Annotated in this window: 19 protein-coding genes and 1 riboswitch; of the genes, 3 read left to right on the top strand and 16 right to left on the bottom strand. The window is 41.2% G+C overall.

Annotated features, from left to right (window positions below; translation table 11 throughout):
• Nucleotides 1–15: 15 nt before the first annotated feature.
• A complete protein-coding gene (papB, locus tag AC0OMA_RS07720; protein WP_033884222.1) occupies nt 16–1,110 on the bottom strand; it encodes a di/tri-peptidase in 1,095 nt (364 codons plus the stop codon).
• A 165-nt stretch (nt 1,111–1,275) separates the two neighbouring features.
• Between papB and AC0OMA_RS07715 the strand changes: the two genes are divergently transcribed.
• Nucleotides 1,276–1,479: a hypothetical protein gene (locus tag AC0OMA_RS07715; protein ID WP_014476643.1), complete on the top strand. Its 204-nt coding sequence runs from the start codon at nt 1,276–1,278 to the stop codon at nt 1,477–1,479.
• 37 nt (nt 1,480–1,516) lie between these two features.
• Here AC0OMA_RS07715 and pfeT read toward each other — a convergent pair whose 3' ends face one another.
• The 5 genes from pfeT to AC0OMA_RS07690 form a co-directional block, all read right to left on the bottom strand.
• The gene (gene pfeT / locus AC0OMA_RS07710; protein WP_322839585.1) at nt 1,517–3,430 is read right to left on the bottom strand and encodes a metal-transporting ATPase PfeT; all 1,914 of its coding nucleotides are present in this window, start codon (nt 3,428–3,430) and stop codon (nt 1,517–1,519) included.
• A 235-nt stretch (nt 3,431–3,665) separates the two neighbouring features.
• Nucleotides 3,666–4,163 (bottom strand): sporulation thiol-disulfide oxidoreductase StoA, encoded by a 498-nt coding sequence (gene stoA, locus AC0OMA_RS07705; protein ID WP_322839584.1) that lies wholly within the window; start codon nt 4,161–4,163, stop codon nt 3,666–3,668.
• 50 nt (nt 4,164–4,213) lie between these two features.
• Nucleotides 4,214–5,551 carry a sporulation protein YkvU gene (gene ykvU, locus AC0OMA_RS07700; RefSeq protein WP_474222014.1) on the bottom strand — a complete coding sequence of 446 codons (1,338 nt, stop codon included), beginning with the start codon at nt 5,549–5,551 and terminating at the stop codon, nt 4,214–4,216.
• Nucleotides 5,552–5,668: 117 nt separating this feature from the next.
• The gene (locus tag AC0OMA_RS07695; RefSeq protein ID WP_003232442.1) at nt 5,669–6,295 is read right to left on the bottom strand and encodes a cell wall hydrolase; all 627 of its coding nucleotides are present in this window, start codon (nt 6,293–6,295) and stop codon (nt 5,669–5,671) included.
• 298 nt (nt 6,296–6,593) lie between these two features.
• On the bottom strand, nt 6,594–6,788 hold the full coding sequence (locus tag AC0OMA_RS07690) for a hypothetical protein (RefSeq protein ID WP_015383518.1): 195 nt from the start codon (nt 6,786–6,788) through the stop codon (nt 6,594–6,596).
• Nucleotides 6,789–6,953: 165 nt separating this feature from the next.
• Here AC0OMA_RS07690 and AC0OMA_RS07685 point away from each other — a divergent pair, with 165 nt between their 5' ends.
• On the top strand, nt 6,954–7,139 hold the full coding sequence (locus AC0OMA_RS07685; RefSeq protein ID WP_003232446.1) for a YkvS family protein: 186 nt from the start codon (nt 6,954–6,956) through the stop codon (nt 7,137–7,139).
• 120 nt (nt 7,140–7,259) lie between these two features.
• On the opposite strand, the gene AC0OMA_RS07680 is transcribed toward AC0OMA_RS07685, so the two are convergent.
• The 5 genes from AC0OMA_RS07680 to AC0OMA_RS07660 all read right to left on the bottom strand — a co-directional run bounded on the left by AC0OMA_RS07680 (nt 7,260) and on the right by AC0OMA_RS07660 (nt 12,113).
• Nucleotides 7,260–7,550 carry a YkvR family protein gene (locus tag AC0OMA_RS07680; protein ID WP_015483168.1) on the bottom strand — a complete coding sequence of 97 codons (291 nt, stop codon included), beginning with the start codon at nt 7,548–7,550 and terminating at the stop codon, nt 7,260–7,262.
• 689 nt (nt 7,551–8,239) lie between these two features.
• Entirely contained in the window at nt 8,240–9,175 is a 936-nt protein-coding gene (locus tag AC0OMA_RS07675; protein ID WP_474222013.1) for a glycosyl hydrolase family 18 protein, read from the bottom strand.
• 95 nt (nt 9,176–9,270) lie between these two features.
• Nucleotides 9,271–9,498: a LysM peptidoglycan-binding domain-containing protein gene (locus tag AC0OMA_RS07670; RefSeq protein WP_474222012.1), complete on the bottom strand. Its 228-nt coding sequence runs from the start codon at nt 9,496–9,498 to the stop codon at nt 9,271–9,273.
• 15 nt (nt 9,499–9,513) lie between these two features.
• Entirely contained in the window at nt 9,514–10,713 is a 1,200-nt protein-coding gene (gene ykvP, locus AC0OMA_RS07665) for a spore protein YkvP (protein ID WP_474222011.1), read from the bottom strand.
• Between the two features lie 653 nt (nt 10,714–11,366).
• Nucleotides 11,367–12,113: an SDR family NAD(P)-dependent oxidoreductase gene (locus AC0OMA_RS07660; protein ID WP_010334554.1), complete on the bottom strand. Its 747-nt coding sequence runs from the start codon at nt 12,111–12,113 to the stop codon at nt 11,367–11,369.
• Nucleotides 12,114–12,281: 168 nt separating this feature from the next.
• On the opposite strand from AC0OMA_RS07660, the gene AC0OMA_RS07655 reads away from it, so the two are divergent.
• Nucleotides 12,282–12,638: a winged helix-turn-helix transcriptional regulator gene (locus AC0OMA_RS07655; protein WP_022553431.1), complete on the top strand. Its 357-nt coding sequence runs from the start codon at nt 12,282–12,284 to the stop codon at nt 12,636–12,638.
• 586 nt (nt 12,639–13,224) lie between these two features.
• Here AC0OMA_RS07655 and queF read toward each other — a convergent pair.
• From queF to AC0OMA_RS07630, 5 genes are all read right to left on the bottom strand, one after another.
• Nucleotides 13,225–13,722: a preQ(1) synthase gene (queF, locus tag AC0OMA_RS07650; RefSeq protein ID WP_003218613.1), complete on the bottom strand. Its 498-nt coding sequence runs from the start codon at nt 13,720–13,722 to the stop codon at nt 13,225–13,227.
• Nucleotides 13,723–13,739: 17 nt separating this feature from the next.
• Nucleotides 13,740–14,471 (bottom strand): 7-carboxy-7-deazaguanine synthase QueE, encoded by a 732-nt coding sequence (gene queE, locus AC0OMA_RS07645; protein WP_003232460.1) that lies wholly within the window; start codon nt 14,469–14,471, stop codon nt 13,740–13,742.
• Nucleotides 14,464–14,913 (bottom strand): 6-carboxytetrahydropterin synthase QueD, encoded by a 450-nt coding sequence (queD, locus tag AC0OMA_RS07640; RefSeq protein ID WP_322839582.1) that lies wholly within the window; start codon nt 14,911–14,913, stop codon nt 14,464–14,466. Before queD ends, queE begins: the two co-directional genes overlap by 8 nt.
• Nucleotides 14,906–15,565, bottom strand: coding sequence for a 7-cyano-7-deazaguanine synthase QueC (queC, locus tag AC0OMA_RS07635; RefSeq protein WP_014476630.1), 660 nt, complete (start codon nt 15,563–15,565; stop codon nt 14,906–14,908). The genes queD and queC overlap by 8 nt, the downstream gene beginning before the upstream one ends.
• A gap of 129 nt (nt 15,566–15,694) precedes the next feature.
• Nucleotides 15,695–15,739: riboswitch (PreQ1 riboswitch) on the bottom strand.
• 138 nt (nt 15,740–15,877) lie between these two features.
• Nucleotides 15,878–16,921 (bottom strand): YkvI family membrane protein, encoded by a 1,044-nt coding sequence (locus tag AC0OMA_RS07630; protein ID WP_015383514.1) that lies wholly within the window; start codon nt 16,919–16,921, stop codon nt 15,878–15,880.
• Nucleotides 16,922–16,962: the final 41 nt, after the last annotated feature.

Genomic DNA, 16,962 nt, shown 5'->3' with positions numbered 1-16,962 from the left:
CCTTTTTTATTTCTATTACGGCAGTATGATTAATTCCTTTGGATATTGGGTCAGAGCAACTGCTCCGTCCTTTGTTACGTGAACGTCATCCTCAATGCGCACGCCGCCGATCTCAGGCACATAAATCCCCGGTTCGATCGTGTAGACCATGCCTTCCTGCAGCAGTGTATCGTTGGCCTGACTCATTGATGGATACTCATGGACAGAAATTCCGAGTCCATGCCCAAGCCGGTGAGGAAAATAATCACCGTATCCCGCTTTTTCAATGATTCCGCGGGCAGTTAAATCCAGATCTCCGATTCTCACACCGGGTTTGCTTGCCTCAATCGCGGCTTTTTCCGCTTGAAGCACAGTCTCGTAAATGGCCTCCTGCTTCGGATTGATGGTTTTGTATGCAAACGTTCTTGTAATATCAGAGCAATAGCCATCAAGAATAACACCGAGATCAAATAAAACAAAATCACCTTTCTTCAACGTGGCTGTACCAGGATTTCCATGAGGCTGGCCAGATTTTTCTCCGAATAAAACCATTGTAGAGAAAGACATGCCCTGAATTCCTTTTTTCTTCAGCTCATACTCAATTTGAGCGAGCACTTCCACTTCACTGATGCCTTCACGCAAAGCGGCTGTGCCAACTTCAACACCGTAATCTGCAAGCTTTGCCGCCTCTTTCAGCAAACGAATCTCATTGTCATCTTTAATCAGGCGAAATTGATTGAGTGTTTCTTCTGCTGAAACAAATTGAGCCCCGCCCGTCGCATGCTTCAGCTGTTCTGCACGTGATAGCGAGATTGAATCCTTTTCTACCGCAAGCATATGTATGCTGATATTTCGCTTTTTCAAGGCTTTCTCTATCAGCTCCCACGGATTTTCGTGATCCGCATAGCCAATGATTTCATGATTCCAGCCTGCGTTGCGGGCCTGTCCTGCTTCCATTCCTGGACAAACAAAGAAAGGCTCCTCTTCTTGAAAAATAAATAACCCCATTAATCTTTCATGCGGCTCTGTGTAAAAACCGGTTAAGTAAAAAACATTTTCTTTTGTATGAATAAATGCGGCAGTATGCCCCGCTTCCTTCAGCCATGAAGAGACGCGTTGTATTCTATTCACTTCTTGTTCCTCCCTGCCATTTGCAATGCATTGTTCTGTCTTCCATTGTAACAGGTTTTACCGGTGTTTGCCTTTCACGACGCCTTCATTTTCTAATGCATTTTATTTCCTGCTCCTCTTCCTGTATACTGACAGTAACGTTCAATCGCAGGGGGGTTGTTCCGTTTGCTGATGAATTTTTTCAGACGAAAAGCAGTTATGCTCTTAACGGTTTTGGGAATTTCCGCTCCTTTTATCGGGATGAAGATGGTGGGCTTTTATTATTACAGCTCTATCATAGGCTGTGCAGCGGGTTTCCTTTGCTGCATCCTCGCTCTCATCCTGGTTATGAAAAGATCTGATAAAGACAAAAATGAAGGGAAAGCTTGATACATAAAAAGCCAGCAGCCTGATGGGGCTGCTGGTTTTATTTTAGGAGTCTTAATCCGTTTAGTATGACCAAAATCGTACTTCCCTCATGACCAATCACGCCAAATGGCAATTCCATCACCTGCAAAAAGTTTGCACAAATCAGCAGGCAGATTACAGCTAGAGAAAACACGATATTTTGTTTGATGATCCTGTTCATTTTCCGAGACAAGCGGCACATGTTTACGAGCTTTTTCAAATCGTTTTTCATGAGGACCATATCAGCGGTCTCAAGTGCTACATCTGTTCCGCCGCCCATCGCAATGCCGACATCCGCCGCTTTGAGTGCCGGCGCATCATTGATTCCGTCACCCACCATTGCAATCGTTCCGAATTCTTCTTTTAACCGTTTGATTTCATTCACTTTTTGGTCAGGCAGGCATTCTGCTACGACAGTTGTCATGCCGGCTTCCTTGGCAATCGCTTGAGCCGTGTCTTCGTGATCTCCTGTCAGCATGGCCGTTTTAATCCCAAGTCGGTTCAGTTCTTCCATGACCTCTTTTGCTTCAGGCCTGATTTGGTCCTTCAGTGCGATACAGCCTGCTATTTGATCATCCTTTTTCACAAATACAATTGTATGACCGCTTTGAATGACATCTGATGCTGTTTGTTTCAAAAATTGTGCTGCCATTTCCTCGCCGATAAAACCTGCTTTACCGACCTTCCATTTCGCACCCGACACTTCTGCCATAACGCCAAACCCTGAGGTTTCTTCTATAGATATGTAGCCGGACTGATTCACGCCGCGGCTTTCAGCGTACGCCGTTATGGCTTGGGCGAGCGGATGGCTTGATTGCATTTCGATGGCATAGACAGCCTCAAGAACTTCCGCTTCACTGAATCCTTCTGCTATTCTGATCGTTTCTACGGCAGGCTGGCCTTTTGTTACAGTGCCGGTTTTATCAAAGGCGATCATTTGCACTGAGCCCAGCTGTTCAAGAAAGACGCTTCCTTTCACAAGCATACCGTTGCGGGCGCCATTTGAAATCAGGGACAGCGCCGCCGGCATAATAGAGGCGACAAGCGCACAAGGTGACGCGACAACCATAAACACCATTGCGCGGTAGAAGGTTTCACTCCAGCTCCAGCCCAGCGCAAAGTGCGGGACGAATAAAAGGAGCCCCACCGCAATTAGCACACCTTTCACATAAGCATTTTCAAATCGTTCGATGAAAGCCTGCGCAGGTGAAACACTATTTTGCGCTGATTCAACCAGTTTGATAATTTTTCTGAATAACGAATCTTCATTTGCTTTCGTGACTCGGACAGTCAAGGAGCCATTGCGATTCACCGTTCCTGTGAATACAGTGTCGCCTGTGTTTTTTTCTACAGGCATTGATTCACCTGTTAAAGCCGACTCGTCAAGGCTTGTCGAGCCCGATTCAATGATACCGTCTGCCGCTACGCGTTCTCCAGGTTTGATCACAATCATATCACCGGCCTGCAAGTCTGAAACCGGAACTCTTTTGGTTTCACCATTGACCATCAATGTCGCTTCTTCAGGCTCAAGCTGCATTAAAGACGTTAAATCTCTGCTGCTTTTATTCATCGTGTATGTTTCTAAAGCTCCGCTTAAGGAAAAAATAAATATTAAAATAGCACCCTCTGCCCAGTATCCGATCAAGGCGGAACCAACGGCAGCGAAAATCATTAAAAGTTCTACATTCAGCGTTTTGGATTCGAGTGTTTCTTCGATTCCTTCCTTTGCTTTAGCAAATCCGCCGATCACAAAAGCCAGCAAGAAAAGTATTATGGATAATACCTGATATCCGGATAAGAGCCAGCCTGCCAAAATAAGAGCGCCTGATACAAGTGCTGCAATAAGCTCCGCGTGCTGTGTCCAGTTTTTTTCCCTCTTGTCTGTTTTCAATGGCTCATGCGGGTCACGTTGAACGATAACTTGTTCATTCATATCGAATTCTCCTCTCTAATTGAGAACGCAAATCATCTTCATTTCTCTTATAAAAACAAAATCGCTGCCCAAAAGGCAGCTTTATCGTCAGTTATTTCTTGATGTCTTCCTTTATTATAGCACGCACGAAGAGAATTTCAATTATAATTATTTTAATTTCTTTTTGATAATAAGTATCATTAATGTTTATTCACTTCTTCTCTATATGAAAAAAGCTGAGAGTCTATGCTCTCAGCTATTCTTCCGTCCATTCCTTCAGTTGTTCCGCTGTCATCGGGCCAATTTTTGTTTTTTCAATTTCTCCCTTTTCATTCAGCAAAAATGATGTTGGGATCGTAATGATATGATACTCCTTCATCAATTCCCCTTTTGAGTCAAGAACAATCGGGAACGTCAGCTTGTTTGCTTTAATAAAGTCTTCAACGACTTGCTTATTTTGTTCCGAATTCACTAAATTCACCGTTACCAGCTTTACACTGTCGGATGGATGGGCATCATAAAACGATTGAAACTGGGGAAGCTCCTTTTTGCAGGGCGGACACCATGACGTCCAAAAATGGAGAATTGTTTTTTGCCCTTTTTTCGGAATCGAGATGTCCTCCCCTTCTATCGTTTTCATAAGAAAAACAGCGGGAACAGCAGGCTGTTTTTCCTCAGCCTGTGCCGCACCTGGAAACCATGCAATCAACCCTAATAACATAATGTATATAGTAAGCAAGCGCTTCGTCAACATGGAATCTTCCTTTCATGCTTTTCAATTAGCTTGCCCCTGCAGTTCCTATATCATCCTTCAATTCGCGGCGTTCTGGTCCTTCCCGTAAGGAATACGGATACCTTCAATGCTTTGCAGATCGTGGCATAGTGCAGGCTCGTCAAAAGAATCATGCCAGTGTTCATTCCAAGGATGATCCCGAGCATTTGCAGATTCTCCATTGATCCCAGTACATACATCATACTTAGCGCAACGATATGGCTCCATACATTGTGATAAAAAGCCTCTTTCACAAAACCCATCCCGATTAAGCACGCCTGCAGCGGCATGACAAACAGATGAAAGAGAAAGTAAGGCCACAACAGCTGCAGGTAATACTGCGCTTCAGGAGAGTGAAAAAACAAATGCGTGAGAGGTCCCGCAAACTGGAACATGACCCAGACGGCAGGTATACCGTAACCTAATGTAATGAAAATCGACTGCTTCAGCCTTTTTAACACGATGTCATACTGAGAAAGTGCATAAGCTTCCGAAATACTCGGTATCATGACGACCATTAACGAATGGGCAATAAAAGCAGGGAACGACCCTATCGTCACAGCCACTCCTGCCAGCATTCCGTATTGATCGATCGCCGCTGTCCCGGCAACGCCCGCAGCCAAAAGAGCTCCTTTTACTAAAAAGGGTTCAATTGCATTGACAACCGCATGAAAAATGCGCAGTCCTGTTGTAGGAATTGAAACAGCAAGCAGCCTTTTCCTTACATCCTTTCCGCGCAAATGAATGTGCTGCTGGCCGGATAACGCCCGCCTTGCCATGATAAATTGTGAATATAAATAAACAAGCACGACCACATCACTCACAACTAGAACAAACAAGGAAATCAGCACAGCCATGTCCAATTCAAATGAGTACCATTGAAAAAAGAGGAATAAGCACAAGAGCTGGATGATTTTTTTCAGCACATTGGCAATTGCGATCTTCCCCATTTTCTGCACACCCATAAAGTAGCCCCTGGCGATTGAAGTAAAGGCGACAACAGGAATTAAGCCGATGACAATCCCTTTAATAAACGGGTGGTATGTATCAAATACCGGTATAAACGGAAGCGCAATACTAGCGGCGGCAGTAGAAAAAGCAGTAAAAATGGCTGTCATTCTGAAAGCGTGCCTCAGCATGCTTTCATGAAGCTTAGGATTTGACTCGGCAATGAATTTAGAAATGGATATCGGCAGTTCCAGGCTCGCGATGACAATAATTAAAAAGATCGTGGGCAAAATACTCATGTAAAGCCCCATCCCATGCTCGCCAAGCTCCCGCGCCAAAATCATATTGACGACAAATTCAAGGCATTCAGCGAAAAAGGCGGCAATGGATAAAAGAATGATCCCTTTCACAAATCGATTCATGATGTCTCTCCTTGTCTCTTGTACTACCAACATCATATGAGACAAGTTCAAAAATTATTTTATTTTTACTCTTTATATGAAAAAAAGCACAGCTGAGACAAATTGTCTCTTCTATGCTTAGACGGCAAAAACGTGTCTGCCGATTTTTTCTACGATTTTTCTTGAACGAATCCAATTATCTGACGCTGTTTTCGGATTATAAAAGAATATGGCATCTGTTTCTCTATTTTTTGAGGACAGCGCTTCTTCGGCAGCTTCAATCGATTCTTTATCAGGCTTTTGGTTAATGCTCCCGTTTGCGACCGGTTCAAAGGCGTTTTTCTGATAAATAACCCCTCTTATCGTATCAGGAAAACCTTTTTTCTCCGTCCTGTTCAGTACAACGCTTGCTACAGCGACCTTGCCTTTATATGATTCTCCTTTGGCCTCTGCGTGAACGAGACGGGACAGCAACTCTTTTTCAGACTGTGTATATGTTTCTTTCTCATCATTTGTTTTGTCGGGTTTATCTTTCTCTTTCTTTTCAGTGTGTGCTGATAGCTTAATCGGTTTTATTTTCTTGTCCTTATCAGCAGACAGTGAAGGGAAAGATTCATTCGTATTTCGATCTATATGTGTAAGCCATTTCGCTTCTTCATGTTTTGTCTTCTTTGCGCTCAGTAGTGAAGCTTGTGTATGCTCAATTTTGGCTGCAGGCATGAAACAAAGAAGAAAAACAGCCAGAGCAGTGAATTTCGTTGTCATACAGTTTCCTCCTTAAAGTGCTCCAAAAAACACTTCATAACCTTAACAAGAGATCCATTCATTTTCACGGAAAAAGATTTTCCAACTCTCCCAAGGAGGTATCAGGATGGAATAAAGAGGATGACTCACTGCTTAATGGCAAAAAAACAGTCTGAAATTCTATAAATATTGTCAAATTAAAACATGTTTATCCATCTTTGGCACTTTACATTTTATTTACACCTGTTACAGACAGCTGTAATAAAAGGCTTGTATTCTGTCATATATGATAAAAAGGCTTCTCACGTATGAGAAACCTTCAGCTTCTTGGCTGTTCTAAGTATTGAAAGATAACATCTCCGCCTTGCTGGGCAATTCCTCGGAAATGTTTAAAATCATCTTGTTTAGATAACACGGCCCTGAAATTAAGAAAATGCTCTTTCTGGACTCTCAGTTCGGTTATGGCGCCGGTGCGCAGCTGTTCAATCATTTCTGTTATTTCTTCGGGACGCAACGAAAATTCCCCCCTTTTCTTTCTATTGACGAAAATCAATATATCATCTTTATAGCGACAGAACAATTCATAAGGGAGATAAAACTCCTTATCGCTTTACTTCTCAATGAAAATACTGCAAAATACTTTCAAAAGGCATTATTATGTTTAAAGGAGAGGAAGCTTGTGAAAATCGCTAAGGTTGGGAATGTCATTGAATTTAAAAACGGATTAACCGGTGTTGTTGAAAAAGTAAATGAGAATTCTGTTATCGTTGATGTGACAATCATGGATAACTATCGGGATCTTGAGTTAGATTCATTGACAGTTGTTAATCATAAAAATTATAAGATCATCAGAGACTCCTATTAAAACCTCCTTATTTCCACATTTATTCAAAAAACTGCAAGACGGACAATTTAACACCTTACATATGAAATTCGCTTTCTCAAAAGCTGCCGGCCGGCAGCTTTTTTACATAAAAAACACCGATCATGAATCGGCGTTTTTTTCTATTTCCGTTATTTCTATATAGAACTCGCTGACGGACCCTGGTTCGTACAGGTTGGTCAAAGATGTTGAATAATTTGTCATTTCCCCCCGGAAGGCAAGATCGCGTTCCGGAACCTCGACATTAAACGTTTTTTCATACAACAGGACAGCGATATCATGGTAAGTCTCACTCGTAACGTTTAAGGTAAATGCAATTTTACGCTTCGGCTCGCTCTCCTCTTGATATGCAGCCATTTCTAACGTTACATTGTTTAACCGCAATGTCTTCACTTCATATCACTCCTTTATAGTCCATGCATCTTAGCATACCTTAGCGAATATTTACAATGAATCTGTTCTTAACGGTTATATGAACCAATTCATTCGAAAAGACATCTTCACAAACATATGTTCGTTAAATTATAATAAAACAGACGAGCTGCCATCCAGCATCCCGTCTTTTCATTAGAAAGCGGCGAGTGGAATTCCCCCCGGATTCGCTCGTCTTTTTTATGTAAAACCCCCCTCATTTCTGAGGAGAAACTATATGGTCGATTATCAACAAGTCATGGTTCTCCATGCGTACCTTGGCGCCGAATTCCCCATCCTTTAATGAGATAACCCAGCATCCATTCAGGAAGTATATGAGGTAAGTTTTTAAAGTTCTAGTTATTCGTGCGCTTCCATATCGATCCTGAACAATTCTGAATGAAATGCAATAATCCCGCTATCAAGGTAGCGTGTGTATGACATAAATCATGGAAGCAGAATAAATTCAAGTCATCCGTAATTACTTGAAATGCGTTCTATAACATAAGTTTGAATGTGTATTTCAAGGCCTCGTATAGAACATTTCGGGACAAGGGTCTATGGAATGCCCTCACTGTTTTACCCGCACTCGTAATAAACACCTTTCAGTATGTCCAAGATTTAGAGATTCATTGCAATTATCTTCGAATTTTGCTTTGAACTATAAATCATTATATATTTTTAAACACTGTATTCCAGACTGACGCATCCTCTTGTCCAAGACTCCAGCTGCCAAGACCTTTCAGATTATATTTTTGAGCGAGTTTTATTTTTGCTCTGAGTGACTGTTCATTTTCAAACCATAATGTATATGTTCCCGAAGGCAACAGCCCCTTGTTATCGTGATTGACAGTAAAAATAGCTTTTGGAGATTGACTCTTTGTGTCAAAAATAATTGTCCCGTTATGCCTTTTTACTAATGAGTCAACAAGGTAAAGGGGAATGGCTTGAGAGGCAGATTGGCCTTTCATCCAACAGCGGCCATAGAATGGCAATCCTAAAACTAGTTTTTGAGGAGAGATGTTTTGGGTCAGAGCATATTGAATGGACTTTTCCACCCATCCTACACTTGCAGTAGGCCCAGCAAGGTGGCTTTCATCGTAGGCCATAATCATAAGGTAATCTGCATATTTAGCTAAATACTCGTAATCATATGATCCGTGCCAGCCCTTCGTCCAGCCAAAAGGATTTGCCGCCACTGCAACTGATACTTCTTTTTGTCTAGGAATACTTTTTCTTACCAGTCTAACAAAATCTATAAATAGATTCCGATCTTTTTCTGTAAGGTTTTCTATATCGATATTAACTCCGTCCAAATCCAGTTCTTCTATTGCATGAGAAATTTGTTTAGCTAAAAGAACTCGGTTCATTAATGCAAATCGTCCCAAATCCTGATCCCAATGATTGCTTAGAAAAGGAACTACTTTTAATTTCCTTCTATGAAGAGCTTTAATCACATCGGGATTAGCTGAACGGAGAAGTAATGATCCATCTTTTCTGATATAGAAAAAATCAGGAGACACAACATTTAATACTCCGTTCGTTTGATCAACGTGTTGAATAAAATCCCATCCTAATCCAGAATAGAAATAGCTCATTTGAAACATCTCATAACCCCTTCATCCTCAAAAATATGAATTCCCTACAAATAAAAAAATGAGGATTATCGTTTCAATTTGTTTCGTTTCCGAAATCTCAAAGATTACCTTTCTTTTATCTTTATAATTTGTCCAGGATAAATTATATCTGAAGAAAGCTTATTAAGATTCATAAGTTGTTGTACCGGGATATTGAAGGATTTAGAAATCGTCCATAATGTATCGCCGGATTCCACATGATATACTTCGTATGTCACGGGAAATTCCATATAACGAGGCGTTCTTTTTACTATATTCGCTTGATTTCTTATTTTAGGTATTTTCCCCTTCATTCATATTACTCTCCTTTAGAAAAATTTGTTATCAATATTTCTAAACAGTTTCTCTCTAATCTTAATGATTTGTCCAGCATATATTTGATCTGATTTGAAATGATTAAGCTCCATGAGTTGCTGCAGGGAAACATTATACTTCCTGGCAATTATTGATAATGTTTCACCGGGAGTAACATGATGGATCACGTATTTTTCTTTGAGAACATCTACATAATGAATGGTTTCCCCTAAGTTTCTTATAATTCCTCTGCTTTTTAGCACCTCAAGCATTCTCTCGGCTCTATGCCGATAGGAATCATTCTTTACAGCCTTTTTACCGTTTATCTGAATCTTTTTTCTCTCGCTATCATGATTCAAATAGTATTTCACCTTTTCCAATGTTTCTTTTGGGGAGGAAGAAACGATGAGATCGCGGCCAGGTTTGAATTTACCTCGAACTGCTGGTGTATCCGATGTCAATAAAAACCCCCCGGAACGAAGAATCTCATAGGTGCGTTGCGTAAGTTGGCTTTCACAGTTTTGCAAACCGATAATGATTTTTGCTGAACTGTAAACTTTATATGCTTCAGTATAATCAAGGTATCCATGGATCCAATTGCGGGGAATTTCTCTTCCTATATATTTACTCATTTTTTCCCAGTTTCTCCCCCAAAAATCAATGCGAATACCCTTCCGTATAAGAGGACGAATCAGCGTTTTTAAAGAGGACGAACGGAACACTTCCGGATGTTCTTCAAGAAAATTAGGGTAAGCATTAGCCACCACTGCTATATCACAACTGTATTTTGCTAATGGTTTAATCTGGTGATGTATACTTTCGTGAAATGCAAAGTCTAAGTGAGCTGCTTTAATCCCCATGCTTTCATAAGTTTTACACAGAGAAGGCGTAACCGTGAAAACAAAATCTGGTTTCATCTTTTTAATTAACGGGATAGTAAAGTTTTGAGTGTGCAGCGGGTCTTCAGTTGCCCAATAAACGAGAGGGATATTCACCTTTTTAATAGCGTTGCGAATCCAGGCCTGCTTTTCCCTTGAATGCTCTGGTGTCCATCCCATAGATACTATTAGATCTGGTTTAAATTCGTCTATCATTTCAGTGATATTTTCCCGACTTACAGGACCGGAAATCATTACGGTATGTCCTGCTTCCCTAAACCCATTCGGTAAACCATAGAGCCACATGGGATGACTCTCAAGGAAAAGAATTTTCACACATTTCCATCCTCTCTTTCACTTTTTAATGTCTACTTTATTGGTATGTATATGTAATATAACTTGTCGCGGTACTAGTCTATAAAAAAACGTTCAGGTGTGAGATCACGTGATAGCTTGTGTGGGATGCCCCATAAAAAAAGAAAGCAACCTACAACATATTTTCCTATGTGGTTATTCAGGACATAAGGATTCCTTTAAATATTTTCAAAAGTATTAGAATACAAGGACAGGGATATTATTTTTTATTAAAAGTCAAGAGAATGTTTAATTTTATTAATAATTAAGAAACCAAATGAAATGTCACACATTTTATAAACAAAAAGAGAGGATAGATGAACAGGGTGAAAATGCCTGTATTCAACTATCCTTTTTTTGTACAACAAATGACCTCATTTACTACAACAACGGTGTTGTTTGTTCTTCAACTAACGCCCCCGTTACTTTAAGTACATTTATTCACAGTGTAATCTTTTTTACAGGTCATTTAGTGGTAGCCCCAGGAAAATGCGAATTTACAACGTTAATCAAATTGAAACATAAAAAAGTCGAATTCCCTGTCCTTTAAGGAAAACGACTTTTTTATACGACTTCTTCAAGTAAATCCCCATTAACCTTTTTTGGGGACTATTTGTAATCTCTGCGCAGTGAAATTATACCTGTGCTAGCCCGCCATCTACGAACAATTCAACACCCGTCAAGTAACTGCTTTCGTCTGAAGCAAGGAAAGATACAGCGTTTGCTACTTCTTCAGGTGTCCCAACTTTTCCAGCTGGAACAGTATTTCTGGTATTTTCCATTGCTCCTTCAAGTGCATCACCAAAAAGCTCATCGTATGCAGGTGTAAGAATAACTCCTGGACTAACCACATTTACACGGATTTCAGTACCTTTTAGGTCAAGAATCCAGTTGCGAACTAGTGCTCTTAAAGCTGCTTTAGATGCTCCATATACACTAAACGCTGGGTTGCCAATTGATCCAGCAGTAGAGCCCGTTACAATAATAGAACCTACTTTGTCCGGGAATAGTGATAACGCTTTTTGAACAGTAAAGATGGTTCCTTTAACGTTAATGTCGAACGTTCTATCAACCTGCTCTTCAGTAATTTCACCTAATGGAAGGAAGTTGCCGATCCCTGCATTAGCAAAAAGAATGTCCAACTTACCTTTTTCCTGCTTTATAATGTCATATAGTTTGTCTAAGTCTTCAAGCTTAGAAATATCACCTTGAACACCGGTTACGTTCTTGCCAATTTGGTTAACAGCTTTATCAAGTTCGTTTTGTCTACGTCCTGTGATATAAACATATGCACCTTCGTTTACAAACTTTTGTGCTGTAGCAAGACCAATTCCACTTGTTCCACCCGTTACAAGCGCTATTTTACCTTCAAATTTACCCATACTTAACACTCCTTTAGAATTAATATTATTTTATGTCTAGTACCTTTAAGTACTTGAAGAACAACTTACAAGATATAGTATCCTTCAGTAAGCACATTATCGGAAGTACCCACTTTTTTGTGATATAGTAACTAAAAAGTAATAAATGTGGAATGGAGAGCTTTAGACATGAAAAAATTTAGCTGTGGGTTTGAAGTGACAAAGGAAGTTATTGGCGGAAAATGGAAAGGCCTTGTATTATACTTTTTAATGAATGGACCAAAGAGAACGAGTGAATTAAAGCGCATTATCCCAAATATAACTCAGAAAATGCTGATTCAAACACTTAGAGAGCTTGAAGCCAGTGGACTTGTGAGCAGAAAGATGTATAATCAAGTACCGCCGAAGGTTGAATATTCATCCACTGAACTTGGAGAATCTCTTAAACCTATCTTGCAGGAGCTCTGTCAATGGGGAAGCCATTATGCGGAGCAAGAGTATGCAGAAGGTGAATATGAAATTGTACAACCAGAACAACTAAGTTAGGATTGATGTAGCTGCTGAAGTAAATGCTAAACAACTTCAATACCATCACCTAACAGATGAAGAACAGTCAGAAATAAATGAGATATTCAATTTTGAAAGTGAAGTTCTAATAAGAAGTGTCATGGACTATATTCAGGAGAACTTTGATGAAATTCAAAAAAGAGCTGTTTCAAATGTTAAAGAGAAGGTTCAGAAACTTAGCCAAAAAATAATGAAGATATTGATAATAATATTTAATGCCTATGATCTCTAGATAGGCATTTTTTCTTTCGGATAAAAAAGAAAAGACGTACAAATTGTACGCCTTAATCTGCTTCTGTACTATCAATTTTTCACTGCATAAAAGTCACAGTTCAGGTTGCACCTCAGGTCACACTTTTTAATACAATTCCCATGAGTAGAGCCATTTTCAGGTGTGACTTTTCCCACTTTTAGTGTGACCGGGTCACACTCCGGTCACTTCGGGTCACAGTCGGGTCACACTTCGCTGTGACTCGGTTACAATTCCGCTGAAAATTAGCACTGAATGTTCGGATTTTACTGTGACTCCACTTCGTTTCACACTCCGTATCACACAACGGAATAATTAACGATTATCAATTGTCTCCGGATACAAATCATGGTTCATCATGCGGTACTCGGCCATTTTCTCATACTTCGTGCCAGGTTTTCCGTAGTTTGTGTACGGGTCAATGGAAATTCCGCCTCTTGGCGTGAATTTGCCCCATACTTCAATGTAGCGCGGGTCCATTAATTCGATCAAGTCATTCATGATGATGTTCATGCAGTCCTCGTGGAAGTCACCATGGTTTCTGAAACTGAATAGATACAGCTTTAATGATTTGCTTTCCACCATTTTTTCATCAGGAATGTAGCTGATGTAGATTGTTGCAAAGTCAGGCTGCCCTGTTTTCGGACATAAAGATGTGAATTCCGGGCAATTGAATTTTACAAAGTAATCACGGTTTACATGTTTATTCGGGAAGGATTCCAGCACGTCCGGTGCATATTCGAACAAATAATTTGTACCTTGGTTGCCTAGCAATGTTACACCTTCTAATTCTGATTCTTTTCTTGTCGTCATGTTCATCTTCCTTTCTATTATACTCCGCGTTTGTTGCCCCATAACAGGGTGTGCAGCTGCGGGAGCACTCTGACGAGATTCAGCTCCGCATCGACAGCTACCTTATCAACAAGCGCTTCATATTTTCCAAGCAAATGTGCAATCAGTGACTGATCATCTGTCGTATGCACGTCATCATTTCCGACTTGTAAATAAAACGGGATTCCCGGATACCGCTTGTGCACAGTTTTGGCAAATTCCAGATCTTCATCATTAAAGATGACAACCTTCAAGCTGACAGCATGCTGTCTATCATTCTCTTGAAGTGAAGTTAAAATGTGGTCAAGCTTTTGAAAGTTCGTTACCATTTTTGAGCTTGGCGGTTTTGGAGAAATTGTCAGGTCATCAATCAGCGTAAACCAATCCTGATAAACGGTCCCTTGAGTTTCAAGCGCTGCACGGATGTTATTTTCCTTCAGCAGTTCAATAAAAGCATCCAGCTGTTTTAACAGGGCCGGGTTGCCGCCTGAGATCGTCACATGAGAAAACGCGTCTCCCCCAATGTCCTTAAGCTCCGCAAAAATCTCCTCCGCCGTCATCCAGCGAATATCTTTTTTAGCAGACCCGTCCCAAGTGAAAGCGGAGTCACACCAGCTGCAGGAATAATCGCAGCCGGCTGTCCGGACGAACATCGTTTTCTGTCCGATCACCATACCTTCTCCTTGAATCGTCGGGCCGAAAATTTCTAATACAGGAATTCCTTTAGCCATTCAAACCACCCTTTTTCGGACGGTAGACACAGTAGCTTGTCGGTGTTTCACGGACAAACACCTGTACACAGGTCGGCTTATTCTCCAAAGTGTCTAAATAAGCCTGTACGTTGTCATAAATCGTTTTCGCCACGACTTCAGTTGTCGGCAGCGAATACTGGTCGTCCTGAGAAAAATCTTCATGATCATTTAATAGCGTGTGATCATAGTTTCCGTGCACCAGTTTTTTGAGTACGCTGAAATTGACGAGGAAGCCGGAATCGTCAAGTTCGTCGCCGGCAACGGTTATATTTACGGTATACGTATGCCCGTGAACCCTGCTGCACGCTCCCGCACTTTCCCTAGGGATAAAATGAGCGGCTGAGATATGCATGTCCTTATTCAGTTCAAACGAATAAGGATGCTGGGCCTGCGGATAAATTTGAGATAACAATTTATGCACGCTCTCCTTTCATCACCATATATTCTTCATAACCTTTTGAACGAAGATGACATGCCGGACATTCGCCGCAGCCGTCGGCGATGATGCCGTTATAGCATGTCAGCGTGTTGTTTTTCACAAACTCCAGCGCGCCAAGCTCATCTGCAAGCTTCCACGTTTCCGCCTTATTGAGCCACATGAGAGGCGTATGAATCACAAACGGCTTCTCCATCGCCAGATTTACCGTTACATTGCAAGATTTCACGAATTCGTCACGACAATCAGGGTACCCGCTGAAGTCTGTCTCGCAAACTCCTGTAATAATGTGGCGCGCGCCAATTTGGTAAGCCAGGATAGACGCAAAGGATAAGAAAACCAAATTGCGGCCTGGAACGAATGTGGATGGCAGTTCGCCGTCTTTTACTTCTATCTCAATATCATTTCTAGTCAGGGCATTCGGTGCAAGCTGATTTAAAAGTGACATATCAAGCAAATGATTTTTCACACCAAGCTTTTCCGCAATGGATTTTGCCACTTCAATTTCCTGCGAATGTCGCTGATTATAATGAAAAGTCACCGTTTCGACTTCTTCGAATTCTTTTAAGGCCCACAGTAAGCATGTGGTGCTGTCTTGGCCGCCGCTAAATACGACAATTGCTTTTTCTTTTTTCATGATTCCTCTCCTTCTCCGCAATAAAAACGCCGGCGAGAGACATCGCTACAGCTAATTCACGCAAAAAAACACCTTTTTTCGGAAGGTGCTCTAGAAAAACATAAAAAAGGCCGTATCCAAGGATACAGCTCGTCCTTAGTTTTTTATAGAGGGTGTAGCTAGAACCTCTCCCGCATATCGCACGGATTTTCTTCAATTTTTTCACTTCTGCTATCTTACCATAATGTTGTTTTTCTTGACAATAAAAAAGTCAGTCCCCGGTTCCAAGATCAATTATCGCTCTATAGTGACGGTTCGCTTCATTATATATATTTATAAACTGCGCCGCCGAGGAGCTTTTTTGCAAAGCAAAGCGCCTATGAAGGCCAGGCTCACATAGCCAAACAAGGGATAAATCGTTGAAATAAGCCTGCCGTACCCTATTTGGCTCGTAATATAAGCCGTGATCATAATGGCCGCAAAGATATATTTGCTTTTCACCGGAAGAAAGCTTTGCACTTGTTTTTCTAATCCATATAGATTGCCGATAACTGATGTGAACACTTCTCCGAAAATAATGAGTAAATAAATCAAATGGACAGATCGTGCAAAGAGATAAACCACTTGCGCCATCGGTATATCATACAAAAATACATCCGGAAGAGTCGACAAAGACAGAAAACTCGCGGACAGCACAATCGTCAGCATCGTGCCTCCGATTAAAGCGCCTTTTTTTATCACTTTCTCCGATGACATTTCATTCGCCAGCGGAACCAAAACCGCTTGGGCAAGCGATAAATTCAAAGCCCCGTAAGAAACAGCTGATAACAGCCAATCCCAGCGATGCGGCCAGACCCACTGAGCTGCGTTTCGTGATTCGCTGAATATAAAAGAGTCGGCCACCACAATCATTGAAAAGATGATTAAAAGAGGAACAACAAACACATTGACACCGAAAATGCCTTTTACTCCTCTAGTCATTACAATTAAACTCAGACCGATTGTAATGAGCATCCCAATCTGAGCGGACATCCCCAACTGTTCCTCAAAAAGCGCCCCTGCCCCTGAAAGCATAACAGATGTAACTCCAAGGAGAACAAACAGCATAAATACATTGATAATCCGCCCAGCCGTCGCCCCGAACAAAAATATGTTCATTTCTTGATATGACTTGGCATTGATTCGCTTTGAAATGATCATCAGCTTGGCCCCCAGTAACGTAAACATTCCGCCGCTGACGAGAATGCCGAATAAACCGAACCAGCCGAACTTCAGAAAAAACTCAACAATTTCCCTCCCAGTCGCAAATCCAGCTCCGACTACTGTGCCGACATACACAAAAGCAAGCTGACTTGCAGACCCTTTTGATTGTTCCATTTCTTCCCTCCGAACGAACCGCAGTTTTGTCCATATATGCC

Source organism: Bacillus sp. AMCV2, assembly GCF_056033925.1.
Note: the sequence above shows the minus strand (reverse complement) of the source record. Positions and strands in the feature narration are given on the sequence as shown.